General features: G+C 61.5%; 36 protein-coding genes and 1 tRNA gene. 32 read left to right on the forward strand and 5 right to left on the reverse strand.

What is annotated here, in order from left to right; all coding sequences use genetic code 11:
• Window positions 1-13: 13 nt before the first annotated feature.
• The 23 genes from O3299_RS15680 to O3299_RS15790 all read left to right on the forward strand — a co-directional run bounded on the left by O3299_RS15680 (window position 14) and on the right by O3299_RS15790 (window position 17,274).
• Window positions 14-1,033 (forward strand): phage major capsid protein, P2 family, encoded by a 1,020-nt coding sequence (locus O3299_RS15680; RefSeq protein WP_305062660.1) that lies wholly within the window; start codon window positions 14-16, stop codon window positions 1,031-1,033.
• Window positions 1,033-1,749 (forward strand): phage terminase small subunit, encoded by a 717-nt coding sequence (gene gpM / locus O3299_RS15685; protein WP_305062661.1) that lies wholly within the window; start codon window positions 1,033-1,035, stop codon window positions 1,747-1,749. Before O3299_RS15680 ends, gpM begins: the two co-directional genes overlap by 1 nt.
• Window positions 1,750-1,844: 95 nt before the next feature.
• Window positions 1,845-2,348: a head completion/stabilization protein gene (locus tag O3299_RS15690; protein ID WP_370385286.1), complete on the forward strand. Its 504-nt coding sequence runs from the start codon at window positions 1,845-1,847 to the stop codon at window positions 2,346-2,348.
• Entirely contained in the window at window positions 2,348-2,563 is a 216-nt protein-coding gene (locus O3299_RS15695) for a tail protein X (RefSeq protein WP_305062662.1), read from the forward strand. The genes O3299_RS15690 and O3299_RS15695 overlap by 1 nt, the downstream gene beginning before the upstream one ends.
• A gap of 65 nt (window positions 2,564-2,628) precedes the next feature.
• Window positions 2,629-3,000 (forward strand): hypothetical protein, encoded by a 372-nt coding sequence (locus O3299_RS15700; RefSeq protein ID WP_070224671.1) that lies wholly within the window; start codon window positions 2,629-2,631, stop codon window positions 2,998-3,000.
• Complete coding sequence (locus O3299_RS15705) at window positions 3,000-3,560, forward strand: glycoside hydrolase family 108 protein (protein WP_305062663.1); 561 nt, start codon at window positions 3,000-3,002, stop codon at window positions 3,558-3,560. The genes O3299_RS15700 and O3299_RS15705 overlap by 1 nt, the downstream gene beginning before the upstream one ends.
• On the forward strand, window positions 3,557-4,069 hold the full coding sequence (locus O3299_RS15710; RefSeq protein ID WP_305062664.1) for a lysis system i-spanin subunit Rz: 513 nt from the start codon (window positions 3,557-3,559) through the stop codon (window positions 4,067-4,069). The genes O3299_RS15705 and O3299_RS15710 overlap by 4 nt, the downstream gene beginning before the upstream one ends.
• Window positions 4,053-4,541, forward strand: coding sequence for a phage tail protein (locus O3299_RS15715; protein WP_305062665.1), 489 nt, complete (start codon window positions 4,053-4,055; stop codon window positions 4,539-4,541). The genes O3299_RS15710 and O3299_RS15715 overlap by 17 nt, the downstream gene beginning before the upstream one ends.
• Entirely contained in the window at window positions 4,538-5,005 is a 468-nt protein-coding gene (locus O3299_RS15720) for a phage virion morphogenesis protein (protein ID WP_305062666.1), read from the forward strand. The genes O3299_RS15715 and O3299_RS15720 overlap by 4 nt, the downstream gene beginning before the upstream one ends.
• 32 nt (window positions 5,006-5,037) lie before the next feature.
• Window positions 5,038-5,541, forward strand: coding sequence for a hypothetical protein (locus O3299_RS15725; protein WP_305062667.1), 504 nt, complete (start codon window positions 5,038-5,040; stop codon window positions 5,539-5,541).
• 70 nt (window positions 5,542-5,611) lie between these two features.
• Window positions 5,612-6,274 carry a phage baseplate assembly protein V gene (locus O3299_RS15730; protein ID WP_305062668.1) on the forward strand — a complete coding sequence of 221 codons (663 nt, stop codon included), beginning with the start codon at window positions 5,612-5,614 and terminating at the stop codon, window positions 6,272-6,274.
• Window positions 6,271-6,615: a GPW/gp25 family protein gene (locus tag O3299_RS15735; RefSeq protein ID WP_305062669.1), complete on the forward strand. Its 345-nt coding sequence runs from the start codon at window positions 6,271-6,273 to the stop codon at window positions 6,613-6,615. Before O3299_RS15730 ends, O3299_RS15735 begins: the two co-directional genes overlap by 4 nt.
• On the forward strand, window positions 6,612-7,523 hold the full coding sequence (locus tag O3299_RS15740; protein WP_305062670.1) for a baseplate J/gp47 family protein: 912 nt from the start codon (window positions 6,612-6,614) through the stop codon (window positions 7,521-7,523). The genes O3299_RS15735 and O3299_RS15740 overlap by 4 nt, the downstream gene beginning before the upstream one ends.
• Window positions 7,516-8,136: a phage tail protein I gene (locus O3299_RS15745; RefSeq protein WP_305062671.1), complete on the forward strand. Its 621-nt coding sequence runs from the start codon at window positions 7,516-7,518 to the stop codon at window positions 8,134-8,136. The genes O3299_RS15740 and O3299_RS15745 overlap by 8 nt, the downstream gene beginning before the upstream one ends.
• On the forward strand, window positions 8,133-9,767 hold the full coding sequence (locus O3299_RS15750; RefSeq protein ID WP_305062672.1) for a phage tail protein: 1,635 nt from the start codon (window positions 8,133-8,135) through the stop codon (window positions 9,765-9,767). Before O3299_RS15745 ends, O3299_RS15750 begins: the two co-directional genes overlap by 4 nt.
• Window positions 9,768-9,769: 2 nt before the next feature.
• Window positions 9,770-10,279 (forward strand): hypothetical protein, encoded by a 510-nt coding sequence (locus O3299_RS15755; RefSeq protein WP_305062673.1) that lies wholly within the window; start codon window positions 9,770-9,772, stop codon window positions 10,277-10,279.
• A 31-nt stretch (window positions 10,280-10,310) separates the two neighbouring features.
• On the forward strand, window positions 10,311-11,486 hold the full coding sequence (locus O3299_RS15760) for a phage tail sheath protein (protein WP_305062674.1): 1,176 nt from the start codon (window positions 10,311-10,313) through the stop codon (window positions 11,484-11,486).
• Between the two features lie 57 nt (window positions 11,487-11,543).
• Complete coding sequence (locus O3299_RS15765) at window positions 11,544-12,053, forward strand: phage major tail tube protein (protein WP_278318237.1); 510 nt, start codon at window positions 11,544-11,546, stop codon at window positions 12,051-12,053.
• Between the two features lie 36 nt (window positions 12,054-12,089).
• Window positions 12,090-12,398, forward strand: coding sequence for a phage tail assembly protein (locus O3299_RS15770; RefSeq protein WP_305062675.1), 309 nt, complete (start codon window positions 12,090-12,092; stop codon window positions 12,396-12,398).
• An 8-nt stretch (window positions 12,399-12,406) separates the two neighbouring features.
• Window positions 12,407-12,520, forward strand: a complete 114-nt coding sequence (locus tag O3299_RS15775) for a GpE family phage tail protein (protein ID WP_071650284.1) — start codon at window positions 12,407-12,409, stop codon at window positions 12,518-12,520.
• Window positions 12,521-15,391: a phage tail tape measure protein gene (locus tag O3299_RS15780; protein WP_305062676.1), complete on the forward strand. Its 2,871-nt coding sequence runs from the start codon at window positions 12,521-12,523 to the stop codon at window positions 15,389-15,391.
• Between the two features lie 15 nt (window positions 15,392-15,406).
• The gene (locus tag O3299_RS15785) at window positions 15,407-16,015 is read left to right on the forward strand and encodes a phage tail protein (protein WP_305062677.1); all 609 of its coding nucleotides are present in this window, start codon (window positions 15,407-15,409) and stop codon (window positions 16,013-16,015) included.
• Window positions 16,012-17,274 carry a phage late control D family protein gene (locus tag O3299_RS15790; protein WP_305062678.1) on the forward strand — a complete coding sequence of 421 codons (1,263 nt, stop codon included), beginning with the start codon at window positions 16,012-16,014 and terminating at the stop codon, window positions 17,272-17,274. Before O3299_RS15785 ends, O3299_RS15790 begins: the two co-directional genes overlap by 4 nt.
• Window positions 17,275-17,338: 64 nt before the next feature.
• On the opposite strand, the gene O3299_RS15795 is transcribed toward O3299_RS15790, so the two are convergent.
• Both O3299_RS15795 and O3299_RS15800 read right to left on the reverse strand, forming a co-directional pair.
• Window positions 17,339-18,025, reverse strand: coding sequence for a hypothetical protein (locus tag O3299_RS15795; RefSeq protein WP_305062679.1), 687 nt, complete (start codon window positions 18,023-18,025; stop codon window positions 17,339-17,341).
• Window positions 18,026-18,126: 101 nt separating this feature from the next.
• Window positions 18,127-18,552: a helix-turn-helix domain-containing protein gene (locus O3299_RS15800; RefSeq protein WP_305062680.1), complete on the reverse strand. Its 426-nt coding sequence runs from the start codon at window positions 18,550-18,552 to the stop codon at window positions 18,127-18,129.
• Window positions 18,553-18,864: 312 nt separating this feature from the next.
• Here O3299_RS15800 and O3299_RS15805 point away from each other — a divergent pair, with 312 nt between their 5' ends.
• The 9 genes from O3299_RS15805 (at window position 18,865) to O3299_RS15845 (ending at window position 23,207) form a co-directional block, all read left to right on the forward strand.
• Entirely contained in the window at window positions 18,865-19,062 is a 198-nt protein-coding gene (locus O3299_RS15805) for a hypothetical protein (RefSeq protein ID WP_289903214.1), read from the forward strand.
• A gap of 48 nt (window positions 19,063-19,110) precedes the next feature.
• On the forward strand, window positions 19,111-19,299 hold the full coding sequence (locus tag O3299_RS15810; RefSeq protein WP_086138170.1) for a hypothetical protein: 189 nt from the start codon (window positions 19,111-19,113) through the stop codon (window positions 19,297-19,299).
• Window positions 19,296-19,559 carry an ogr/Delta-like zinc finger family protein gene (locus O3299_RS15815; protein ID WP_100429087.1) on the forward strand — a complete coding sequence of 88 codons (264 nt, stop codon included), beginning with the start codon at window positions 19,296-19,298 and terminating at the stop codon, window positions 19,557-19,559. The genes O3299_RS15810 and O3299_RS15815 overlap by 4 nt, the downstream gene beginning before the upstream one ends.
• A gap of 120 nt (window positions 19,560-19,679) precedes the next feature.
• Window positions 19,680-20,081 (forward strand): hypothetical protein, encoded by a 402-nt coding sequence (locus O3299_RS15820; RefSeq protein ID WP_305062681.1) that lies wholly within the window; start codon window positions 19,680-19,682, stop codon window positions 20,079-20,081.
• A 101-nt stretch (window positions 20,082-20,182) separates the two neighbouring features.
• On the forward strand, window positions 20,183-20,398 hold the full coding sequence (locus tag O3299_RS15825; protein WP_305062682.1) for a hypothetical protein: 216 nt from the start codon (window positions 20,183-20,185) through the stop codon (window positions 20,396-20,398).
• Window positions 20,395-20,826 (forward strand): hypothetical protein, encoded by a 432-nt coding sequence (locus O3299_RS15830; RefSeq protein WP_305062683.1) that lies wholly within the window; start codon window positions 20,395-20,397, stop codon window positions 20,824-20,826. Before O3299_RS15825 ends, O3299_RS15830 begins: the two co-directional genes overlap by 4 nt.
• 38 nt (window positions 20,827-20,864) lie before the next feature.
• Window positions 20,865-22,604, forward strand: a complete 1,740-nt coding sequence (locus O3299_RS15835) for a replication endonuclease (protein WP_305062684.1) — start codon at window positions 20,865-20,867, stop codon at window positions 22,602-22,604.
• Window positions 22,605-22,654: 50 nt separating this feature from the next.
• On the forward strand, window positions 22,655-22,834 hold the full coding sequence (locus tag O3299_RS15840) for a hypothetical protein (RefSeq protein ID WP_305062685.1): 180 nt from the start codon (window positions 22,655-22,657) through the stop codon (window positions 22,832-22,834).
• A 115-nt stretch (window positions 22,835-22,949) separates the two neighbouring features.
• On the forward strand, window positions 22,950-23,207 hold the full coding sequence (locus O3299_RS15845) for a hypothetical protein (RefSeq protein ID WP_305062686.1): 258 nt from the start codon (window positions 22,950-22,952) through the stop codon (window positions 23,205-23,207).
• Window positions 23,208-23,238: 31 nt separating this feature from the next.
• Here the strand turns inward: O3299_RS15845 and O3299_RS15850 are convergent, their stop codons facing one another.
• The 3 genes from O3299_RS15850 to O3299_RS15860 all read right to left on the reverse strand — a co-directional run bounded on the left by O3299_RS15850 (window position 23,239) and on the right by O3299_RS15860 (window position 25,554).
• The gene (locus tag O3299_RS15850; protein ID WP_305062979.1) at window positions 23,239-24,207 is read right to left on the reverse strand and encodes a site-specific integrase; all 969 of its coding nucleotides are present in this window, start codon (window positions 24,205-24,207) and stop codon (window positions 23,239-23,241) included.
• A 154-nt stretch (window positions 24,208-24,361) separates the two neighbouring features.
• Window positions 24,362-24,437, reverse strand: a tRNA-Thr gene (locus O3299_RS15855).
• A gap of 115 nt (window positions 24,438-24,552) precedes the next feature.
• Window positions 24,553-25,554, reverse strand: a complete 1,002-nt coding sequence (locus tag O3299_RS15860) for a class 1 fructose-bisphosphatase (RefSeq protein WP_077408194.1) — start codon at window positions 25,552-25,554, stop codon at window positions 24,553-24,555.
• Window positions 25,555-25,576: the final 22 nt, after the last annotated feature.

The following is a 25,576-nucleotide window of genomic DNA, read 5'->3' on the forward strand; positions in this document are numbered from 1 at the left end:
GGAGCAATGATTCATGAAAAAGCAAACGCGCCAGGTCTTTGGCCAGTATGAAACCCGCCTGGGCCAACTGAACGACACGGACAACGTGGCCAAGACCTTCAGCGTCACGCCCAGCGTGCAGCAGAAGCTGGAAACGAAGATGCAGGAATCGAGCGAGTTCCTGACGAAAGTGAACATCATCGGCGTGGCCGAGCAGGAAGGCGAAAAGCTGGGCCTGGGCGTGTCCGGCCCGATTGCCGGCCGCACCAACACCAAGGACAAGGAACGCAAGACGCGCGACCTGTCCACCCTGGACGGCACCAAATACCGCTGCGAGCAAACCAACTTCGACACGCATCTGAACTATGCCAAGCTGGACGCCTGGGCCAAATTCCCCGACTTCCAGTCGCGCGTGGCCAATGCCATCTTGACGCGCCAAGCGCTCGACCGCATCGTCATCGGCTTCAATGGCGTGAAAGCCATGGCCGACACCGATCTGGACGCCAACCCGCTGCTGCAGGACGTGAACAAGGGCTGGCTGCAGCACCTGCGCGAGCTGGCGCCCGAGCGCGTGCTGGGCCTGGTCGCCGCCGGCATGCCGGGCAAGGTCATCATCGGCGACGTGGACGGCGCCGACTATGCCAACCTCGACGCGGCCGTCACCGATGCCGTCAACCTGCTGGACCCGTGGTATCAGGAAGACACCAATCTGGTGGCCATCGTCGGGCGCAAGCTGTTGAACGACAAGTATTTCCCGCTGGTCAACACCAAGCAGGCACCCACGGAAACCCTGGCGGCGGACATCATCATCAGCCAGAAGCGCATCGGCGGCTTGCCGGCCGCGCGCGTGCCCTTCTTCCCGGACAACGCCATCCTGATTACGCGCTTCGACAACCTGTCGATCTACTTCCAGGAAGGCGCGCGCCGCCGTCGCGTCGAGGACGTGCCCAAGCGCGACCGCATCGAAAACTACGAGTCGTCCAACGACGCCTACGTGATCGAAGACCTGGGCCTGGCCGCGCTGGTGGAAAACATCGAACTGAAAGACAAATAATGGCGAACCAATCCCCTGCCCTTCGCCACCGCGCGCGCATGCTGGCCGAGCGCACGGCCGGCGCCGCCGCGCCGCAGGGCGTCACCACCGGCACGGCCTACGACTTGATGCTCTACAAGCTGTCCGATGACCGGCGGTGCCTGAAATCGATTCAGTCCGTGGAACGCAAGATCGAGGTCAAGGCCACCTTGCTGCCGGATTACGCGCAGTGGATCGACGGCGTGCTGGCCGGCGGCAAAGGTGCGCAGGATGACGTCTTCGCCACCCTGCTGGTATGGCACATCGACACGGGCGAGTACGCGCGCGCCCTGGTCATGGCCGAATACGCGCTGGCGCACAAATTCACCCTGCCCGATGGCTACAGCCGCGACATCGCCACCCTGATGCTGGACGAGTTTGCCGAAGGCTACTTACACGGCAAGCTGGCCAGCGATCCGCAGCACGCGGCGCAAGTACTGGGCCAGGTGGAACAGTTGACGGCCGCCAGCGACGCGCCCGACCAGGCGCGCGCCAAGCTGCACAAGGCCATCGGCCTGGCCATGATCGCCGTGCTCGATCAGGCCGACGAGACGGACATCGCCCCGGCGCTGGTGGCGCAGGCGGAAACGGCCATGGCACAGCTGAAACGCGCGCGCGCCCTGTCCGAGTCGTGTGGCGTCAAGAAAGATATGGAACGGCTGGAACGGCGCCTCAAGCGCGCGGCCGGTTCCACGTAAAGAGCATCCCCCGCAGCACGGCGGCACGGGGGGATTCTGGCCAACCCTTTGACCTGATGAACCCCGTCCACCGCCCCATTTTGAAAGCGCCCCGTATGTCCTTCATGGCCCTGCCCCCGTCGACCCCGCCTGGCAGCACACCCACGCCTCCAGCACCGGCCGCCGGCATCATCGAGAACGACGGCTGGTTTCCCGACATCCTGCTCACCGATATGCGCGACGCCATGCGTCTGGACGGCACCGTCACCGACGCGCGCCTGGTGCAAGCCGTGGTCGACGCCATCCTGCACGTCAACCGCGAACTGGCCGACTGGCAGGGCAAGCAGGCCGCAGCCGGCATTGCCGCCCTGGTCGACGTGCCGGCCACGCGCATCAACCGCGAATCGCGCCTGCTGGCGCAGTACCGGCGCGCCGTCTACAGCACGGCGAAAGCGGATCTGATCGAGCGTTACCGCGATTACGACAGCACGGCCACGTCCGTCAGCGACAAGAAAAGCATGGAATGGCTGGACGAGGCACCCGGCGCGCAGCGGCGCAATGCGCAATGGGCGATTGCCGATATCGTCGGCCGCACGCATCTGACCGTGGAATTGATCTGATGCAGGTGCGCACGCAGCAGCACGACACGGTAGACGCCCTGGTGTGGCGTTACCTGGGCGACGGCGCGGGATACGTCGAGCAAACCCTGGAAATCAATCCCGCGCTGGCGCGCCACGGCGCCGTGCTGCCGGCCGGCCTGGTCGTCACCCTGCCCGAGCCGGCGCCCAGCACGGGCCAGGTGGCGACAGCCGATCTTGTGCAGCTATGGGATTAACGCAGCAATCCACCATTTTTACCCTCATGAAAAATCTATCTACCCTCTCACCGGAGAATCAAGCAATGTCCGCAGAATCGTTTGGTGGTTTCGCCACCCTGGTCAAACTGTACGGCTTCAAGGCGGCGCTGGGCATGGTCGGCGCGGCCATGCTGTACATCGTGCTGCCGCCCTTGAATGCCGACGGCACCTTCAACAAGGGCGAATTCGTCGCCCGCCTGGCCTGCGCCGGCGTGTTCTCGTGCCTGCTGGGCGGCACGGTGTATCAGCTGCTGTGCGCCCAGCTCCCGGCCATCGGCGCCATGGTCAACGCGTCCGCCATCGACCTGATCGTCGGCGCCCCCGGCTGGTGGGTATCGCGCGCCGTCGCCCTGTGGTTCCAGCGCCGCAGCGACAAAGACATCGCCGAGCTGGTCAAAGACGCGAAGGAGCATTGATGCCCACCACCGATAATCCCCTGATCGCGCGCGTCATCGACGCCATCCTGCGCGCCGAAGGCGGCTACGTGAACGACCCGCAAGACAAGGGCGGCGAAACCAACTTCGGCATCACCGTGGCGGTGGCACGTGCCAACGGCTACACGGGGCCGATGCGCGATCTGCCCGAGTCCGTGTCGCGCGCCATCTACACGGCCCGCTACATCACGGAACCCAAGTTCGACCAGGTGCTGGCCCTGCATGCCGGCATTGGCGCCGAAGTCATCGACACGGGCGTGAACATGGGGCCGCACCGCGCGGCCGAGTTCCTGCAGCGCTGGCTGAACGGTTTTAATGACACGGGCGCGCGCTATCCGGCGCTGTTCGTCGACGGCCGCCTGGGCGCCCAGTCGCTGGGCGCGCTTGCATCCTTCCTGAAATGGCGCGGCCAGGATGGCGCCGCCGTACTGCTGCGCGCCCTGAACGGCCTGCAGGCGGCGCGCTACCTGGACATCACCGAGGCCAACAAGACCCAGCGCCGTTTTCTGTTCGGCTGGATCAAGGAACGGGTGGCCATGTGACGGCAACCACCTGGCGCCCGCTGGCCGCCGTTCTCCTGTGCGGCACCATCGCGGGCTGGACGACGCAGGGCTGGCGCAAGGATGTCGCCATCGCCGCACTGCAGCGGGCGGCCGCCACCAGCAAAACCAATGCCGCCACCGCGCTGGCCCAAGCCACCGCCCGCGTGCTGACGCTGGAACGCGCCGCCGGCGCAGCCCTTGCGCAGCGCGCCGACCACCTCACCCAGGAGCAAACCCATGCGAAAACTGAGCGTGACCGTTTCAGCCTTGATGTACGCAGCGGCGCTGTGCGCCTGTCAATCCCCATTGCCGGCGGCCAGTGCGCCGCCACTGCAAATTCCACCGCTGCCGCAGGCCATCGGCACGAAGCGCGCGCCGAACTTGACCCAGCGACTGCGGCAGCTCTTGATGCCATTGCCGGCGACGGCGACGACGCAACCCGCCAGCTAAACGCCTGCATCGACGCCTACAACACCTTGCGAGACACCTACCATGTACAAACCGAATAGCTTGCGCCAGCACTTGGCCGCCGCCATCCCCGATCTGCAGCGCGATCCCGACCGCCTGCTGGTCTTCGCCGACGAAGGTAACGTGGTGGCGTCGGCCACCGCCTCCCTCTCCTTCGAATACCGCTTCAAGCTCAACTTGATCGTCACCGATTACGCGGGCGACGCCGACGCCATCATGGTGGCCCTGATTGCCTGGCTGAAAGTCCACCAGCTCGACCTGATGGCCAACGAGGAAACCCGCAAGCACGGCATCGCCTTCGAGGTCGATTTTAATAACCATGAAACGGTCGACATTTCCATCAAGCTGGACTTGACGGAGCGCGTGGCCGTCAAGGCCGGCGAGGCGGGCCGCCTGGACATCAAGCACCTGGCCGAGATACAGCACATGCCGGCCTACGCGGACGAGTTCTGGAAGCTGTACGCCGGCGACACCCTTCTGGCCGAATGGCACACGCCCGAGGCCACAGCATGAGCGACGACCTGCACGCGCTGGAAGCCTGGGCCGGCGCCCTGCTGGCCAAGCTGCAGCCGGCCCAGCGCCGCGCCATCAATCACAAGGTGGCCATCGACCTGCGCCGCAGCCAGGCGCAGCGCATCAAGGCGCAGCAGGGGCCGGACGGCGCGGCCTACCCGGCGCGCAAGCGGCGCAAGGAGTTCAAGGGAAAGAACGGGCGTATCAAGCGGCAGAAAGCGGCCATGTTCGCCAAGATTCGTACCGCCAAGCACCTGAAAGTGAAGGCGACCGGCGACCAGATCGAAGTCGGCTTCTTTGGCTGGGTGGCGCGCGTGGCGCATGTGCATCAGTTTGGCCGGCAAGACCGCGTGTCAAAAAAAGGCCAGGCATACAAGTACCCGGAGCGGCCGCTGCTGGGGTTAAATGAACCGGATCGGACGTTGATACGCGAATCGTTGCTACGTCATATGAATACGCATTAATATGACGTCAACTATCAGAGGAGTTCGTATAAATGGAAAGTTTAAAGGAACGGTTGCTGGCCCTGACGGCTACGCGCTATAAAAGAATGCCATTTCTTATGGAAAATGTCGGGAAAATGGCTGCAGCAGGCGATGACCCCGTTTCTTTGCTTATTCGATGTCATCTTATTACTGAAAGTCTGATCGATGAGTTAATTGAACTTGCGTTTCACCCCAACGGACAAGCTATCACCTCGTCAAGGCTTAGTTATGAAAAAAAACTGACAATATGTTCAAAAGCGAAATTACATGGTGAGTACCCAATTCTCCAAGACTTTGCAGTTGGATCACTTAGAAAATTAAATAGCTTAAGAAATAAAATGGCCCATCGAATAGATGCCACCGCGTCGCTTGATGAAGTCATGGATCTATTTGCTGGCGAGGATCTTCCGCTTGCGGTTGGTGAAATCACAGAGATAAATATCGCCATCTATCACTACACCGCATATATTTTTGGCAATCTGCTCCCTAAATGGGAATTTGAAGGGGAAGTCTGATTAGTCAGTAAGCAGCTTATCAACCCGCCCCCGCGTGCATCTGCACGCGGACTTCGGCAACATGCATTGCATGAACGCCGACCTGTCCGACCTCACCCGCTTGCTGCAAAACCTGATCCGCCTGGGCACCATCGCCGAGGTCGAAGGAGCCAAGGCGCGCGTGCGGCTTGGGCCGACACTCACCAGCGAATGGTTGAAATGGGCCACCCACCGCGCCGGCAGCACGCGCACCTGGTCGGCTCCTACCGTGGGCGAACAGGTCATTGTCTTTTCACCCGGTGGCGAGCTGACGCGCGGCATCATCCTGCCGGCGCTGTACTCGCAGGAATTTGACGCCCCCGACACCAGCGGCACCATCCACACCACGCATTACCCCGACGGCGCAGTGGTGCAGTACGACCATGCGGCCCATGCCCTGACGGCGACGCTACCCGGCGGCACCGCCACCATCACCGCCGACAAGGTCACGTCGAACGCACCGAGCACCATTTGCACGGGCGACCTGACCGTCATGAAAAATCTGATCGTCATGCAGTCGGCGACAGTCAACGGCGCCACCGCCTTGAACGGTGGCGTGAACGCCAAGGCCGGCGCCGCTGGCGGCGTGGCCATGGCCGTGCAAGGAACAATCAAAGCCAGCGAGGACGTGCTGGCCGGAGCCATCAGCTTGCTCAAGCATCCGCACAGCGGCGTCAAGCAAGGTGGAGACCAATCGGGCGGGCCGTTGCCATGATGGGCATGCACGCCGCCACCGGGCGCAGCCTGACGGGCCTGGGCCATCTGCGCCAGTCGGCCACCGACATTATCACGACGCCCATCGGCTCGCGCATCCGGCGGCGCCGCTATGGCTCCGAAGTGCCCGAGCTGATCGACCAGCCCTTGAACAGCGCCACGCAGTTGCGCATCTACGCCGCCACTGCCTTTGCCCTGCGCCGCTGGGAGCCGCGCCTGCAGTTGGCCAGCGTGCAGCTCACGCGCGACACGGACGGCGCCATCGCGCTGCTGCTCGATGGCACGGCGAATGGCCAGGGCATTACGCTGGCCGTGCCCGTCAAGCAAGGCGGCGTCGTATGAGCACGCCTATCGACCTGACCCAATTGCCGGCGCCGAGCGTGGTCGAGGTGCTCGACTTCGAAGCCATCCTGGCCAACCGCAAAGCCCACCTGGTCAGCCTGCTGCCGGAAGCCGAGCGCGCCGCCGTCACGGCCCTCTTGGCCCTGGAATCGGAGCCGGCGACCAAGCTGCTGGAAGAGAACAGCTATCAGGAAACCATCTTGCGCAACCGCGTCAACGAGGCCGGCAAGGCCGTCATGCTGGCCTTCGCCCTCGATGGCGACCTGGATCAGCTGGGCGCCAACGTCAACGTGGCACGCCTGGTCATCACGCCGGCCAATCCCAACGCCCTGCCGCCCGTGGCCGCCGTGATGGAAGACAACGACGCCTACCGCCTGCGCATCCAGGAAGCGCCGGACGGCCTGTCCGTGGCCGGCCCGAAAGCGTCCTACGAATTCCATGCACGCAGTAGCGACGGCCGCGTCAAGGACGCGAGCGCCACCAGCCCCGCGCCGGCGCACGTCGTCGTCACGGTGCTGGCCAACAACGCCACCGGCATCGCCGACGCCGAGCTGCTGGCCACCGTGGCGCGCGCGCTCAATGCCGAGGACGTGCGCCCCCTGGGCGACCGCTTGAGCGTGCAGGCCGCCCAGGTCATCGACTACCAGATCGAGGCCACCTTGTTTATCGGCGTCGGCCCGGAAGTGCCGATTCTGTTGGACGCCGCGCGCGCCAACGCCGTGCGCGTGTCGCAGCCGCGCCGCCCGCTGGGCCACAGCATCTACCGGTCCGCCTGCAGCGCCGCCGTCCACGTCGAAGGCGTGCGCAAGGTCGTCTTGACCAGTCCGGCGGCGGACATCGAGCTGAACGCCACCCAGGCCGCGCGCTGCACCGCCATCAAGTTGAATGTGGTCGTGCTCGATGAATAGGACCGTGCCGACCCTGCCGCCCAACACCACGGCGCTGGAGCGCGCCATTGCCCTGGCCTGCGCCGAGCTGGTCAACGTGCCCGTGCCGCTGCGCGACCTGTGGAGCGCCGACCGCTGCCCGGTCAATCTGCTGCCGTTCCTGGCCTGGGCCTGTTCCGTGGATCGCTGGGACGACGCCTGGCCCGAATCGACCAAGCGCGGCGCCATCAAGGCGGCCTATTTCATCCACAAGCACAAGGGCACGATTGCCGCCGTGCGCCGCGTGGTCGAGTCCCTGGGCTATTTGATCCGCATTACCGAGTGGTGGCAAACCACGCCGGCCGGCGTGCCGGGTACTTTCCGCCTCGACGTGGGCGTGCTCGATACCGGCATCACCGACGCCATGTTTCAGGAAATGGAGCGCCTGATTGCCGACGCCAAGCCCGTCAGCCGCCACATGGCGGGCCTGGCCATTTATCTGGAAAGTCGCGGCAGCATCTACGCGGGCGCTTGCGCCTACTACGGCGACGCCATGACCGTGTATCCCTGGATCGCGGAAACCATCGAAGTGCGCGGCACGCTGTTGCAGGCCGGCGCATCCCATACCATCGACACCCTGACCATCTATCCATGAGCACATACTTTGCCATCCTGACCGAAGTGGGCGAGGCCAAGCTGGCCAACGCCATCGCCCTGGGTCAAACCCTGAAACTGAAAAACCTCGCCGTGGGCGACGGCAACGGCAACCTGCCCATGCCCGTGCGCACGCAAAAGGCGCTGGTGCATGAGGTGCGCCGCGCCGGCCTGAACCAGCTGACGGTCGATCCGGCCAACGCCAGCCAGATCATCGTCGAGCAAGTCTTGCCCGAGGACGTGGGCGGCTGGTGGATACGCGAGATCGGCATCTTTGACGAGGCCGGAGACCTGTGCGCGGTGGCCAACTGCCCGCCCAGCTACAAGCCATTGATGACGGAAGGCAGCGGCCGCACGCAAGTGGTGCGCATCGTGCTGATCGTCGCCAGCACGGCCGCCATCGAGCTGAAAATCGACCCGTCCATCATCCTGGCAACACGCCAGTATGTCGATGACCAGATCATCACCGTGCGCGCCTATAGCGATGCGCAGCTGGCCAAGCACCAGGCCTCTCCTGACCCGCACCCGCTCCTGGCCAAGATCGCCTATGTCGATCAGCAGGATACCAGCGCACGCACCTATGGCGACCAGCAAATGGCCAAGCACCAGGCGGCCGCCGACCCGCACCCGCTGCTGGCCAAGGTCGCCTATGTCGATCAGCAGGACACCAGCGCGCGCACCTATGGCGACCAGCAACTGGCCAAGCATCAGGCCGCTGCTGACCCGCACCCGCTGCTGGCCAAGGTCGCCTATGTCGATCAGCAGGACGCCAGCGCACGCGCCTATGGCGATCAGCAACTGGCCAAGCACCAGGCCGCTACCGACCCGCACCCGCTGCTGGCCAAGGTCGCCTATGTCGATCAGCAGGACACCAGTGCGCGCACTTATGGCGACCAGCAACTGGCCAAGCACCAGGCAGCCGCCGACCCGCACCCGCTGCTGGCCAAGGTCGCGTATGTCGATCAGCAGGACGCCAACGCGCGCGCCTACAGCGACCAGCAACTGGCCAAGCAATTGGGCAACAAATCCCGGACCATCGGCATTCCCGCCAGCACCACGCTCACGCCGGATTCCACCGGCTGCGTGTTCGTGTTCAACGGCAATAACGTGACGGCCGTGCTGCCTCTGTCGTCCGCCGTCCCCAGCGGCGCGGAAATCTCGTTCATGTCGTCCAACGCCTCGGGCTGCACCATTGCGCGCCAGGGCACCGACAAGCTGGTCAATGGCAACTCCAATTTTCTGACGTCGATGGCCCTGGCCGTCGGCGATACGGCGACCTTCGTGTGCTCGAAAAACGAAGGCTGGTATTTGCGCGACGGCAGCCTGTCGCTGGCCTACTCGGCCCGCTTTGGCGCGGCGCTGGTCACCCAGGGCTATCAGAAGCTGCCCAGCGGCAAGATCGAACAATGGGGGCAAGTGTTTTCCGATGTCTCGGGCACCGCCATCGTCGCGTTTTCGATTGCCTTTCCCACGGCGGCGCACTTTGTCGTGCCCTTGGAAATCAATTCGGGCGCGGGCTATGCCACGGTCACACAGATCACGCCTGGCAGTTTCCGCATTCATTTTTGGAACGCCGCCGGCGGCCCGGCGCCTGCCGGCGTGCTGGCCAACTGGTTTGCATTGGGGAGTTAATCATGGATAAAGTATTTTCGATCACCACGCGCGCGTTCTACGCCGTTGATATGCGTGCGGACTATGAAGCCGCAGGCACCTGGCCGGCCGACGCCATCGACGTCAGCAGCAATGACGAGGACAAGCTGCGCGCGGCCATCAGCGCCGGCGGGGGCATCAAGCGCCTGGCATCGGGCGGCTGGAAAATCACCGCGCCGCCCGCCCCTTCCTTTGCCACGCTCGCCGCGCCCTATCTGGCATCCGTGCGCCAGGTGCGCGACGCCATCCTCAACCGCCTGGCCGGCATCGGCTTTGCCGCCATGGCCGACGGCGACGCCGGCACCGTGCAAGCCATCGCGGCGGCGCGCACCTGGCTGCTCGACATCACCATCTGCCCGACGGTTGCCGCCGCGCAGGACATCGAGGCGCTGCAAACGGCCGTCAGCGCGGAATACGCGCGCATCGCCGCCACCCTATCAGGCGAGGCGCGGCGCGCCTTCGACGATACCGCCGGCATGGCATCCACTCTGTAACGCCCCATTCACCACTCACCAGGAGAGCCCTATGGCCACCGACTACCACCATGGCGTGCGCGTCATTGAAATCAACGAGGGTTCGCGCCCCATCCGCACCGTCTCCACCGCCGTGCTGGGCCTGATCGCCACGGCCGACGATGCCGACGCGGCCGCCTTCCCGCTGAATAAACCCGTGCTCGTCACCAACGTGCTGGCCGCCATGGGCAAGGCCGGCAAGAGCGGCACTTTGTACCGCGTGCTGAAAGCGATTGCTGCGCAGACCAAACCCCTGACGGTCGTGGTGCGCGTGGCCGAGGGCGAGACGGAAGCGGAAACCACCAGCAACGCCGTGGGCGGCGTGTCGCCGGACGGCCAGTACCTGGGCGCCCAGGCCTTGCTGGCTGCGCAAAGCAAGCTGGGCGTGAAACCGCGCATCCTGGGCGCGCCGGGCCTGGACACCCAGGCCGTCACCAATGCACTGGCCAGCGTGGCGCAGCGCCTGCGCGGCTTCGTGTATGCGTCGGCCTACGGCTGCGCCACCGCCACGGAAGCCATCACTTACCGCGGCCAGTTCGGCCAGCGCGAGCTGATGCTCATCTGGCCGGATTTTATCAACTGGGATACCGCCATCGATGCCGAGGCCAGCATGTCCGCCGTGGCTTACGCCATGGGCCTGCGCGCCAAGATCGACGAGGAGACGGGCTGGCACAAGACGCTGTCCAACGTGGTAGTGAATGGCCCGACCGGCATCAGCAAGGACGTGTTTTTCGACCTGCAAGACCCGGCCACCGATGCCGGCATGCTCAACGCCAAGGAAGTCACCACCCTGATCAACATGGGTGGTTACCGCTTCTGGGGTTCGCGCACCTGCGAGGCGCCTGGCGGCTTTTTTTACTTTGAGAGCTACACGCGCACGGCCCAGGTGCTGGCCGACACCATCGCCGAGGCGCACTTCGCCTATGTCGATGTGCCCTTGCATCCCTCCCTGGTGCGCGACCTGCTGGAAAGCATCAATGCCAAGTTCCGCGAATTGAAACTGCAGGGCTACATCATCGACGGCCATGCCTGGTATGACGAGCAGTACAACGACAAGACGGCGCTGAAAGACGGCAAGCTGGCCATCGATTACGACTACACGCCCGTGCCGCCGCTGGAAAACCTGAAATTCCAGCAGCGCATTACCGACCGCTACCTGGCCGACTTCGCCTCGCGCATTGCGGCGTAAGACCCATCACCACCCTGCCCGCGCCTGCGCGGGCGCCCCTGACCACTGGAGAAAATTATGGGCATGCCCCACAAACTCAAGCAATTCAACGTATTTCAAAACGGCGTCTTGTTCATGGGCATGGTGCCCGAAGTCACCTTGCCCAAGCTCAGCCGCAAGATGGAAGAGTACCGCGCCGGCGGCATGAGCGGCCCCGTGTCCGTGGACTTCGGCAATGAGGCGCTGTCGCTGGAATGGAGCGCAGGCGGCCTGATCGCCGAAGCCCTGAAACAGTATGGCGCGCACACGCACGGCGCCGTGCAACTGCGCTTTGCCGGCGCTTACCAGAACGACGATGACGGCAGCGTCGCCGCCGTCGAGGTCGTCGTGCGCGGCCGCTACAAGGAAATCGATATGGGCGCGGCCAAGATGGGCGACGACACCACGCACAAATACACCATGGCTTGCAGCTATTACAAGCTGATGATCGACGGCGCCACCGTCATCGAACTGGACTTCATGAGCGGCACCGAGAACTTCGGCGGCGGCGACACCAATGCCGCCATCCGCAAGGCCATCGGCCTGTAACCTTTTTTATTCACCACCACCTACAAGGACCACACCATGCACAACGATACCCAACACCAAGCCGTCATCGAACTGGACGACCCGATCAAGCGCGGCGACACCTTCATCACCTCTCTGACGGTGCGCAAGCCCAAGGCGGGCGCCCTGCGCGGCATTTCCCTGATCGAGCTGGCCAACCTGAATGTGTCGGCCCTGCAGATCGTGCTGCCGCGCATCACCGAGCCGACCTTGACCGCGCACGACATCGCCAACATGGACCCGGCCGACCTGCTGGCCGTGGGCGCCGAGGTTGCCGGTTTTTTGGCGAGCAAAGCCGATCGCCTTTCGGTATCCCCGGCGAAGTAGAAGACGCCATGGCCGACATTGCCGGCGTCTTTCACTGGACGCCGGCAGCGATGGACGGCTTTACGATTGATGAACTGATGGCCTGGCGCGAACGCGCCCGGCAACGAAGCGGAGCGGAATAGATGGCTGGTCGGGATCTGAAATTACAGGTGGTATTTGCAGCGCTGGACAAGATTACCGGCCCGCTGAAAAAAATCATGGGCGGCTCCAGCGACACGGCCAAGGCCTTGAAGGCCACCAGCGACCGCTTGCGCGATCTGAATGCCCAGCAGAAAAACATCAGCAAGTTCCGCGAACTGCACGGCGGCCTGGACGCCACCCGCACCAAGCTGGAGGCGGCCCAGCAGAAGGTCGCCAGCCTGGCCACCAAGATGAAACAGACGGAGGCGCCCACGCGCGCCATGACGCGCGAATTTAACGCCGCGACCAAAGCGGCCGGCGCCTTGAAGATCGCCGGCCAACAGCAGGCCCAACAACTGCAGGTCATGCGCGAGCGCCTGGCGGGCGCCGGCATCGGCACCAAAGACCTGGCCAACCACGAGCGAACCTTGCGCCGCGAAATCGAGGCCACCAACAAAACCATGACGCTGCAGCAGCAGAAGCTGGCCAACGCGGCCGCCAAGCAGCAGCGCGTCACCAACGCCACCCAGCATGCGGACAAGCTGCGCAACAAGGCGGGCAACATTGCCATGGCCGGCGCGGGCGCGACAGCAGCCGGCGCGGTCATGGCCATGCCTATCGCCAAGGGGCTACACGAGGCGAAGCATTACCAGCTGGAAAAAGCCCGCGTCAATGCCCTAGGCCTGGGGCCGGAAACCAGCCAGCAGGCGATCAAGTTCGCCAAGAACATGAAGACCTACGGCACCAGCCAAAACGAGAACCTGGAACTGGTGCGCGACGCAATGTCGATCTTTGGCGACCTGCACCACGCGGAAATGGTCGCGCCCACCCTGGCCAAGATGAAGTTTGCCAATAAGGCATTCTTCGGCGCCGAGTCGGGCGAAGAGAACGAGCGCATCTTCATGGACTTGCTCAAAGTCATCGAGCAACGCGGCGGCACGGCCAGTTCGGAGAAATTCCACGACCAGGCCAACATGATGCAAAAGGTCATCACGGCCACGGGCGGGCGCGTGGGGCCGACGGAATGGCTGAACTTCATCAAAACGGGCGGTATCGCCGCCAAGATCATGGACGACAAGCAGTTCTATTACCAGATGGAACCGCTGGTGCAGGAGGTCGGCGGCCACCGTGCCGGCACGGCCCTGATGTCCGGCTATTCGAACCTGTATCAGGGGCGCACCACCAAGCGCGCCGTGACCAATCTGGAAAACCTGGGACTGATCGGTGACCACAGTAAAGTGAAGCACGATAAAGTCGGTCAAGTCTCTACGCTTGGCCCTGGCGCCCTGCTTGGCAGTGACATTTTCCGGCGCAGCCAATTTGAGTGGCTGGAGCAAGTGCTGTTGCCACAACTGGAAAAGAAAGGCATCACGGATCCCAAGAAAATTGAGGACACCATCGGCAGCCTGTTTTCGACGCGCACGGCCGGCAATCAGTTTCTGGATATGTTCAAGCAACGCATCCAGATGCACAAGAACGCCAAGCTGAACGCAGGCGCGTATGACATCGAGCAGATTTATGACCTGGGCAAGCAGCAGGCCGGCGGCGCCGAACTGGAAGCGACAGCCAGGCTGGCCAACCTGAAACTGACCATGGGCGAAAAAATCCTGCCGCTGTACGCGCAGGGACTGGAAATGGCCATCAATGCCATTACACGCCTGAATGCCTTTATGGAACGCAACCCGACCGTGGCCAAGGTCATGATCGCCGGCTTTGCCGTGCTGGCGGGCCTGCTGCTGGTGCTCGGCCCGCTGATGCTGGGCATTGCCGCCCTGATCGGCCCGTATGCCATGCTGCACGTCATGTTCGCCAAGATGGGCGTGACGGGCGGCGTGCTCACGCCCATCTTGCGCGGCCTGGGCGGTGCCTTCATGTGGGCGGGCCGCGCCGTGCTGTGGCTGGGGCGTGCCTTCATGCTCAACCCGATTGGCCTGGCCGTGACGGCCATCGCCGGCGCCGCCTTCCTGATCTACAAATATTGGGAGCCGATCAAGGGTTTCTTTACCGGCGTATGGTCGCACGTCAAGACGGCGTTTTCCGGCGGCATCGGCGGCGTCAGCACCCTGATCGTCAACTGGTCACCGCTGGGCCTATTCTATCGCGCCTTCGCGGGCGTGCTGGGGTGGTTCGGCATTGCGCTGCCGGCCAAGTTCACCGACTTCGGCGCCAGCATCCTGCAGCGCATCACCACATCCTGGACGCCTATCGCCGCCTTCTTCGCCGATATCTGGTCGCGCCTGCGCACCGTCTGCGCCGGCGGCATGGGCAGCATCACGGCCCTGATTATCAATTGGTCACCGGTCGGCGTGTTTTATCAGGCGTTCGCGGGCGTCTTGAGCTGGTTCGGCATCAAGCTGCCGGCCCAGTTCACCGAGTTCGGCGCCAACATCCTGCGCGGCCTGGTCAACGGCATCACGGGTTCCATGGGCGCCGTCAAGGATGCCATCAGCAATGCCGGTTCCAGCACCATTGCCTGGTTCAAGGAAAAGCTGGGCATCCACAGCCCAAGCCGCGTGTTTGCCCAGCTCGGCGACTACACCATGCAAGGCTTGGCCGTGGGCCTGGATCGCAGCGAGGGCGCGCCGATTGCCAAGGTGTCTACCCTGGCGCAGCGCCTGACGCAATTGGGCGCCGGCATCGCCATCGGCACGGCCACCGCCCTGCCCGCCAGCGCCTTCGACACGCGCGCCCCGCTGGCCCAGGGCGGGTTCGGCGCCGGCATGACGATCCAGGGCGACAAGATCGAAATCACGATCCAGGCGCAAGCCGGTTCCGATCCGCAGGCCATCGCCCGCGCCGTGTACGCGGCCATGGAACAGCGCGACCGCGAAAAGGCGGCACGCATCCGCTCTTCCCTGCGCGACCACGATTAAAGAAAGAAGCACACCATGATGATGATTTTAGGAATGTTCGTATTCAGCCTGCCGACCTTGGCCTATCACGAGCTGCAGCGGCAAACCGAATGGAAGCACGCCAGCACGGCCCGTGTGGGCCTGCGCGACGCGCACCAGTACGTGGGGCCAGGCGACGACACCATCACCCTGTCGGGCTGGGTGGCGCCGGAACTGACCGGCTCCCTCTATTCCCTCGATGCGCTGCGCATGATGGCCGACACAGGCAAATCGTGGATTTTGATCCTGGGGACTGGCCGCATTCTCGGCTCCTACCGCATCACCAGCATGACGGAGGGCCGCAGCATCCTCGACGGCAGCGGCGGCGCGCGCCGCGTCGAGTTCTCGATTGCGCTCAAGCGCGACGACGACGGCGTGCTGGCCATGGTCGGCCTGGGCGATATTGGCGACCTGAAAAACATGCTCAGCATCGACGGCATGACCAGCAGCGTTGCCGGCGCAGCCAAGAATGCCGTGGGCAGCGTGGTCGGCAATGTGGTCGGCGGCATCACGTCGAAATACGGCGGCGTGGTCAGCGAGATGAAAGACAAGATCGGCGGCAGCATCAGCGGCGCCATCGGCAGCGCGGCGGACAAGTTCAAATGAGCGAGCATATCCCCGCCTTCAAGGTCAGCATCGAGGACAAGGATTTGACGTCCATCGTCTCGCCGCGGCTAATCAATCTGACCTTGACGCTGTGCCGTGGCGACGAGAGCGACCAGCTCGACATTTCCCTGGACGACAGCGACGGCAAGCTGGCCCTGCCGCCGCGCGGCGCGCAGATCGCCCTGGCGCTGGGCTGGCAGGCCAGCGGCCTGGTGGACATGGGCAAGTTTACCGTCGACGAGGTGGAGCACAGCGGCGCGCCCGACACCATCACCCTGCGCGCCAGGTCCGCCAACCTGATCGACACGTTCAAACAGCAGCAGGAGCACAGCTTTCACAAGACCACCCTGGGCGCCATCATCGAGGCGATTGCCTTTCGCAACGAGCTGGCGTCGGGCGTGTCCGCGCGCCTGCGCGACATCGCCATCGAGCACATCGACCAGACCCACGAAAGCGATGCGGCCTTCCTGCGCCGGCTGGGCAGGAAATACGATGCGGTGGCCACCGTCAAGAATGACACCTTGCTCTTCATCCCCATCAACCAGAGCCGCACCGCCAGCGGCAAGGCGCTGCCCGTCATTCCCATCACGCGCGCCCTGGGCGATGGCCACCGCTATCACAGCGCCGAAAGCGACGCCTACACGGGCGTGCGCGCCTTCTGGCACGACGAACGCTACGCGCGCCGCCGCAGCGTCGTAGCCGGCGTGCCCGGCAACAGCAAGCGCCTGCGCACCACCTTCGCCAACGAAACGGACGCGCGCGCAGCGGCCGTGGCCGAATGGCAGCGCATCCTGCGCGGCTTGGCCACCTTCGAAATGAGCCTGGCCCTGGGCAACCCGGCCGTGTTCCCGCAATCGCCCGTCACCGTGCAAGGCTTCAAGCCTGAGATTGATGCCACCGAATGGCTATCGGTCAAGGTCACGCACAGCCTGGGCGGCAATGGCTTTACCACGCGCGTGGAATTTGAAACGAAAACGGAAGCGGTCGAGGCCGAGCGCGAGGAAGAGAAAGACCCGGACGAAGGCATCACGGGCGTGGTGGCCAAGTGGAAGGACGTGGCGGCGAAGAAGAAAAAGGCGGGGCAGGAGCAGGCCGGCGCCACCGGCACGCTCAAGACGCTGGAACATCTTTACAAGAGCAAGCACGGCGCCAAGCGGGCGGCGAAACTGACGTGGGAGCACATCAAGGAAGTGCGCGAGATCATTCGGGAGAACAGCGAGGAACCATGGAGGCCAGCGGAAACGGCTTCCAAAGCGTAACCACGCAGTTCATGCATTTCAACTATCAGGAAGTGCCAAGCCGCAAACAATGCAACTGCTGTCGTTAATGCGCTCGATTAGCTGGAAGCCACATTGCCGGCATATCACCGGTGGCGCCAACGCACTCAACGGGAACATTTCCCCTAGATTTTTCAATATGTCCTATCGAATAAGATTTTCCGGCAATGTAGCACTTACTATCTACGGAAGAAGTGCTTGGCTCACCGCTTACAGGTGATTTGTATAGTAGCCAGCCGCACGCAGCTAAAGATACGCTAAGCAGAATCAACCGGACCTTTGCAGTTCGTTGAAGTTTGCCGATGTTAGCGGCTCGCTCATCACATACTTGGCAGGCATTGTCGGCATCGCCTGCCGCACGTCGCGGGGATGCAGTAATTTCTGATAGCACCTCGACTTGATCGGTGGCGTTCTCGACAGACTTGGCATCTTTTATCCAAGTCTCCAACAGATTTTTTACTTCCGAATACCTGGCAAGTGGTAGCTCTTTGATCTTCTTTAAACCAAAGTCTGTAATGATGATTCTGTACACGTCCAATGGATGGTCGCCTGTCAATGCAGATAGGTCTTTCACCAGAGCATTGATACGACGTCGTTGGAAATCAGTGATTAATTCAACATCAATTTTTTCTGTACCCAAGTGCAGCGTAACTACATTGTTCAGCCGGGGAGCTTCAACAATATTTCCAAAGACATTCTGCCCAACATCGCCGCTAAATTCTGGTCTATCCATTCCGATATCCACATCTTTACAACTAATAATTTAAATTTAACAACATTTTACGCAAAATAAAGCCTTTCCTCACGGACTATTGGTGAGGAAAAATATCCCATTCAAATGGGTTTCTTCTTACGCTTATCGGGCATTTTTACTGTATTTGGCCCGGAGATATTGCCGTAAATATTTTGTCCAATATCACCATGGTGCACTGGCTGCACAAGATTCTGCGGCTGATTCATTCCGCCGATTAAGCCAAGCACGCCAGCCTTTCCGCGAATATCCATCTTGCGGTATCCAGCAACAACCTCACTCTCGTCCGCGCTCAAGTTCCCAGGCGTAAATTGACCCGTCACAACATAGAGCACATCAACCCCGATTGCCGAAACAGCAGCTAGAAACTCCGCGTTTGGTACTTGCTTCCCTTGCTCCCAATCGATCTGCGTGCGCTTTGATGCCCCACCTATTGCCGCAAAATCAGCCTGGTTATAGCCAAGTCGTTCACGCTCAGCCTTAAGACGCACTCCAATTATTTCACGCAATTTCTCACCTTTTACTTTACAAGTGCGGTTTTTCGCACTATATTTACGTCATTACCATGTGACGTATACAAATCATACCTTATGACAACTATCGCCCCAGTGACTCGGCAGCCAAAGAACCCTCTTTCACAGCCCATCCCTATTCGCTTGCTTCCTCCTGAGATTGAGCGCGTGGAAAAATTCGCACAGCAAGACTCCCGCTCACGGGCATCTTTCATGCGCTTGATGCTGCTGCGTGGCCTGAACTCTTACGAGGCCGAACTCGTCCAATTATCCGTTGTCCATCACGCTTAACTGCACAGGAGCAGGCCCATGTACCCCGATGCAAAACGTATTCGCAAACATAAAGTCATGCTGCGCCTGGACGACTATGAACACCAACTCGTTTCCTCGATCGCCAATTATCAGGGTGAAGAATTAGCCGTTCTGGTACGCCAGATCGTCATGCGTGAAGCTCTTGCCGCCATTGCCGCAGACGACATCGACAGCGTACAGCGTCGCAGCGCTTAAACCGAGTCCCTGAATAGTAACTTTTGAGTAACTGAAAAGCTGCCGAACATGCCAGATCACGAAATTCATATCAATGACGAAGAACTTGCAGCGTTGGAAGTCGTGCGTCAACGGCAAGGGCTGGCAAGCATCGAGCAGGCGGCTGAATGGCTCGTCAAGTCGCGCTTACGCAAGCAGTCGAAAAACATGACAGGTCGCGGTCGCGCCCTGTACCAAGTTGAAAGAAAGCTGAAATGAGAGTCATCGGCCTGCCCTGCCCACATTGTGAATACACCGTCCGTGCCGTCAAAAGCCGCACGATGTCCGCCATGTTCAAGGAAATCACCTACATGTGCCAGAACCCCGAATGCGGGCACTCCTTCGTGGCGGGCCTGGAAGTGCTGCGCACCCTCTCGCTGTCCGCCATGCCCAAGGCCGACATCCGCATCCCGATGTCCCAGCATGCACGCACGGCGGCCACCAGCCAACTGGCCCTGGACCTAACGGCGGGCTGCTGATGACTATCCAGATTCTCGCGCCCCCGTAACCCGGCCGCTGTAACTCCCCACTTTTGCTGTGCCCTGCTGCGCTCCCTTTTGAGCGTGCGGGATTCGTTCAACCTGAAATAAGGAAAACCGATGGAAAACACGCTGCACACCACCAGTCATGCCGACCAATCCATGGCATTAAGCACGATCCGCCCGACCTTGCAAAATTGTGTTGTCCCCGTGGCACCAACGTGTTTTCTGCTTCAAGCCGGCGCGGGCATCGGCATCACGGCGCTGACCGCCCATATCCATGAGATTGCCAAAACCTATCACGCCTACGGCGCTACCAATCTGACCTTCATCGTCAGCGATGCGCAGGCACTGGAACGTGACGGCTTTTTCGCGCCAGCCAAGCAACGCGCCCTGGTCGGCAAGCTGCCCATCGAGGTGAACTACATTTTCGCCACTGAAGGGGGTTCCCGGCATTGCTTCGGCGCATCGCACACGCTCCCCTACTGGGCAGAACATTTTCTCAAGTCAGGGGCACGCTGATGCTGCGCCTGGCCAAAACCTGCGGCATCTGGCTGCTGTCGGTCTTGATCCTCATCACCCCCAGCGTGCTGCGGGCCATCGGCGTCATCAAGGACTGAACCATGCCGGCGTCCCTTATCGACAATCACCTGTCCTTCCAGCCTGCCGCGGAAATCCTGGCCGCACGCGACAAGGTTTTGAGTGTGTTGAACTCGGTCAAATCAAGAAAGATAAAGTTAATGAAAGAGAATCTGAAAACATTCTGCAGCGGCCTGCTGGCCGGATTGGTCATGTTCGCGCCCGTGTTGATGGCAGCATTTGGTTGGATCGGGAGTTGAAAATGCGCAGCATAGCCAATGAATTGGCAGCCGTCGCTGCCGTCGCCGGACCGACACTAACCAAACAAGAGCTGGAAACCAGGGCGTTTCTGGCCGAAATGGACGCTGTGTCCGCGCAGATCAATGCAACACCACGCGAACAGCGCATGGAACGCTCTGCGGCTGTGCTGGCGATGATCGCCACACCGGCAGACGTCGAAGCTATCCGCGCCGCTTACTGGACACGTGTACCGCTGGCCGCTCGCATGGTAGCCGTCATGTCGGCGCGCATGCCAAAAGAGCGTGCACGCGACGCCCTAAATAAATTCAATGCATTGGAGCGCGGCCGCATCTGGGTCGAACTGGACAAGCTGCAAGGCAATCTCAGCGTGGTCAAGAAATGTATGAATGGCGGACGCATGCCTGGCGCCACGAGCGAGGCGCATTAATGTTGAGCATGGGTATACCGTCACGTATGGCGAACGCCGTGCATCGCCTGTTCGGAGGATTGAACTGCCGCCGTGGCGAAGTGATCGATGCAATTCTAGCCGACGACCAGCGCCTGCCGCTGGCCGATAGTAACGGCATGATGACCGGCCCGGGCGCTATCTCGGTAGCCGCATCGCAGGCCGCGCGCGAGTGCTACGAGGTGTGCTCAAGTCTGCACGATGAGCACGCCATCAAGGCGCGAATCGACGCGATATGCAGTCGTCGCGGCGTCAAGTCGCCAGTGGCGGCAACGATACGCGGCTACATCGCGCGCGCCGCAGATCATGCATGGTGGCGCCGCGCACTGCGCAAGGAATTGATGCGCCGCTTCGAACATACGTCTATTCAGCTGGGCCTGACCTACGTGCGAGCGGATCCATATGTGAGCCGCGAAACGTGCCTGGCCCAAGCGGCGCAGAACGAGGCAAACCAGAAGGCGCTGGCGGCCGTGACGGCTACCAATGAAAACGGCGACGTCTACAGCCTGGCCGAACTGGCCGAACTGGGTATGGGCAATAAAACGCTTCGCCGCGGCGAATTGATGCTTCGCATTCGCGGCTTTGAAGAGGTGGCAGACAAGATGCGCCACGTTGGCATGTTCTGGACCATCACATGCCCCAGCAAATACCACTCGGTGGGCGGTACGAACGCAAAGTACACGGAATTCGGCAGTCCGACGCCGCGCGCGGCACAGGCGTATCTGGTCAAGGTATGGTCCGCCATCCGTTCCGCGCTGCATCGTCGCGGTATCCAGCCCTACGGCTTCCGCATCGCTGAGCCGCACACGGACGGGTGCCCGCACTGGCACATGCTGCTGTTCGTCGCGCCTGAACACCAGGCCGAGATGGAATGCGTGATAAATGCCTACGCCATGCGCGAGGATGGCGACGAGCCAGGCGCCATCAAAAACCGCGTCAAACTGGTACGGATCGAGGCGGGGAAAGGCACGGCGGCGGGCTACATCATCAAGTACGTCTGCAAGAGCATTGACGGCGCAGGCGTGGGTGATCACAAGGCATTCGAGGATGGCCACACTTACGTCATCGTGCCCGATATGTTCGACAAAAAGGAATTCACGGCATCCCAGCGCGTCACCTATTGGGCGCAGGTACACGGCATTCGCCAGTTCCAGCAGATAGGCGGCGTGCCGGTGGGCGTGTGGCGCGAGTTCCGCCGACTATCGGAGGAGTCGGTGCGCAATGCGCCCGAACCTATCCGCGAGGCGTACCAGGCCGCGCAGAAAGTCGAGTCCGAAAACCCCGCCATCGCCCAGCGCGCCGACTTCGCCCGTTTCATATGGGCTATGGGCGGGCCTACCGTGGGCCGCCAGGCCGCTATACAGCTTGCCAAGCGGGTAGAGGAAGTCGAAGGGCGGTATGAGCAGGTGGAGGCGCACAGGCCCGTAGGTGTGTATCTGGCGGCGCAGCCGCATGCGGTCTACGAGTCCACCCGCTACCGCTGGACGATAGACCGGGCCGGGGTGGCCCTTGCCGTTCCTCGGACTGGTGTAAATAACTGTTCGCGCCCGGCATGGGTCAATAAAAATCCGATCGAAAAACCGATCGGGAAAAATATAAATTTTGCTTCGTCCTTCTATGTTGGACGGAGTTTTGATAGGGAGGGCGCGCCATGCGCCCGGATTGATACCGAAGCCATCTATCTGCACCACAAAAAACGGCAGCCAGGCGGGCCAAGCGCGCATTTGGCGCATCTGCAACGCAAATATAAAAAGGAGTGATACCCATGCAAACACCTGAATTTTCTCAGCCGGTCTCAATTGGCGACCGAGTGACCTTCGATACCGACGAAGGCTACCAGGCAGGCACCGTAAGCGACCTGCGCCGCGACGTGGGCAATGGCGAGCTGCACGCCTGGGTGGAGCTGGACCACCATTGGGCCGGCATGTTCCGCGCCGTGCCACTGGCGGCCATCAAGAGTACAACCGGCGCCCTGGAGTACCAGCTATGACTGCGGAACGCCCTATGCATAGTTGCCAGTCAATCGGGCAGTATCGAATCATGCTTATTAAATATGTTGCGCAAATCAGAACTGCATCACATGTAGAGAACACGAAAGGAAAAGTATGAGTACCGAAGAAATGCTGGTGAAGCTGCTTGAGCGCCTGTCCAAGCCACTACCACCACCGCTACCTGTCGAGGTTGACTTATGGGACACCAAGAACATCGCCGCATATCTAAAGCGATCCGTAGACACCGTGCGCGACGATATCGTGTGCCTACCGTCGTTCCCCCGGCCGATTCGACTCCCAACTCCAGGGCGCGCGCAAGCACTGTATAAGGCGCGGGAAGTAATCAAGTGGACTGAAAGCCATGTGGCGTAGCGGCTAATGCCGCCGTCGTCATGCTATTCCGTTAGGTTAACTTTGCCGCAATATCGTCGGCGGTTGCATTGTAGTAGGTTTGCAACTGCCGAATATCCTGATGCCCCACCATCCGAGCCAGGTCCAGCACGGTAAGCTTGCTGGCAAGCCTGGTGATTGCTTCATGGCGCGTGTCATGGAACGTCAAACCCTTAATTCCAGTCGTATCTCGCGCCCTGCGGAACATCGCATCCAGTGTCGCCGGCGTCAAATCAAATCCCTCTGGCACCATTGCCCACAGTTCCACCGCACGCGGGGACAAGGCCACTTCCCGGGGCAATCCGTTTTTCGTCATCCGCAGCCGAGCCACGCGGCCATTCACATCGTCCGCCTGCAATGAGCATATTTCCCCAGCACGCATCGCGGTTTCAATGGCGAACAGGAAAGCTATTGCGATGCGCTGCTGCTTGGTCTTCGGGACGACACCGGCCACCTGATGATCCCACCCAAGTGCAATGCAAATCTTCTTGATCTCTTCGGAGCTGATAAGACGATCACGGGGCGGTTTCGCCTTTGGCCGCGCAACGTCGGCCGTGGGGCTGGCCGATATCCATTTCCATTCCTTGCGAGCGACGGAGAACACGTGCGACAACAGATTCATTTCTCGGGTTACCGAACCGCCCTGGACGTTCAGCAGTCGTTCATCGCGCCAGGCGGCAATATGAGTAGCATCCAAATCGCACATCTTGACGGAGCCGAGCGGCATCTCAGCAAAGAACGCCAGGCGGAATGCCTCCCATCGGTGGCCTCGCTTCAACTTAGATACCTCTAGCTCGTACTTGCGGAACGCATCGGCGCAGGTCTTCGTACTGGCCACTGCTTTTTTTCCGCCGGCATGGATTCGCTGCTCAGCCTCCCAGGCCAAGGCAGCCGCCTTTGTATCAAATGTCCCGCTGGACCGTGTCCCGGCGACCATCACCCTGTGGCGCCATACCTTGCCGTCTTTGATCGGTGCTGCCATTTTTGCCAAACCCTTTGCCAATTTTTGGCAAATGGTAGCAGGATTTAACCGTTTTATACCTGACTACGCCGAAAACGCGGACGTAAAAAAACCCAGCCTCCCCCTATGAAAACGGGTTAATCTGGGTTTTTCCGTACTACCTCTTACGAATACTTGGTGCCGTTGGCCGGAATCGAACTGGCGACCTTCACATTACGAATGTGCTGCTCTACCAACTGAGCTACAACGGCGAAGACCCACATTCTACAAACAATGCACAAAATTTGCTAGTGTCAACGCGAACTTTTTTGCATTTTTTTAGCGGCCCGGCTGCAGGCCGCTAAAAATCGTGGAAAAGTGCGGCTTTTACTCCGCGTGGTAGGCGGTGACGCGGGCCACTTCGTCTTTCGAGCCGAGGAAGACGGGCACGCGCTGGTGCAGCTTGTGCGGGGCGATGTCCATGATGCGCTGCTGACCATCGGTGGCGGCGCCGCCGGCTTGCTCCACGATGAAAGCCATCGGGTTCGCTTCGTACATCAGGCGCAGCTTGCCGGGCATCGACGTGTCGCGCAGGTCGGCCGGGTACATGAAGATGCCGCCGCGGTTCAGGATGCGGTGCACGTCGGCCACCATCGAGGCGATCCAGCGCATATTGAAATTGGTGCCGCGCGGGCCCGTGTCGCCGGCCAGCAGTTCGTCGACATAGCGTTTCACGGGCGGATGCCAGTGGCGCGCGTTCGACATATTGATGGCGAATTCCTTCGTCGTCGGCGGAATCTGCATATTGCTTTGCGTGAGAACCCACGAACCCATCTCGCGGTCCAGGGTGAAGCAGTTCACGCCATTGCCGAAGGTCAGCACCAGCATGGTTTGCGGACCGTACACGGCGTAGCCGGCCGCCACTTGCTTGCTGCCGGCTTGCATGAAGTCCTGCTCCGTCGGCTCGCCCATGCCTTCCGGTGCCTTCAGCACCGAGAAAATGGTGCCGATCGAGACGTTGACGTCGATGTTCGACGAGCCATCCAATGGGTCGAACAGCAGCATGTATTCGCCCTTCGGATAGCGGTTCGGGATCGGGTGGATCGATTCCATCTCTTCCGACGCCATGGCCGCCAGGTGGCCGCCCCATTCATTCGCTTCCAGCAAAATCTCGTTGGAGATGATGTCGAGCTTTTTCTGCACTTCGCCCTGCACGTTTTCCGTGTCGGCCGTGCCCAGCACCTCACCCAGCGCGCCCTTGCTGACGGCGTGGCTGATGGTTTTACAGGCGCGCGCAACGACTTCGATCAGCAGGCGCAGTTCGGCCGGAATGCTGTTGTTCGAGCGCTGCTCTTCAACCAGGTATTGCGTAAGACTGATGCGTTTCATGAAATCCCTCTGTTTTACTAGC

Source organism: Janthinobacterium sp. SUN176, from assembly GCF_030587335.1.
GTDB lineage: Bacteria > Pseudomonadota > Gammaproteobacteria > Burkholderiales > Burkholderiaceae_D > Janthinobacterium > Janthinobacterium kumbetense.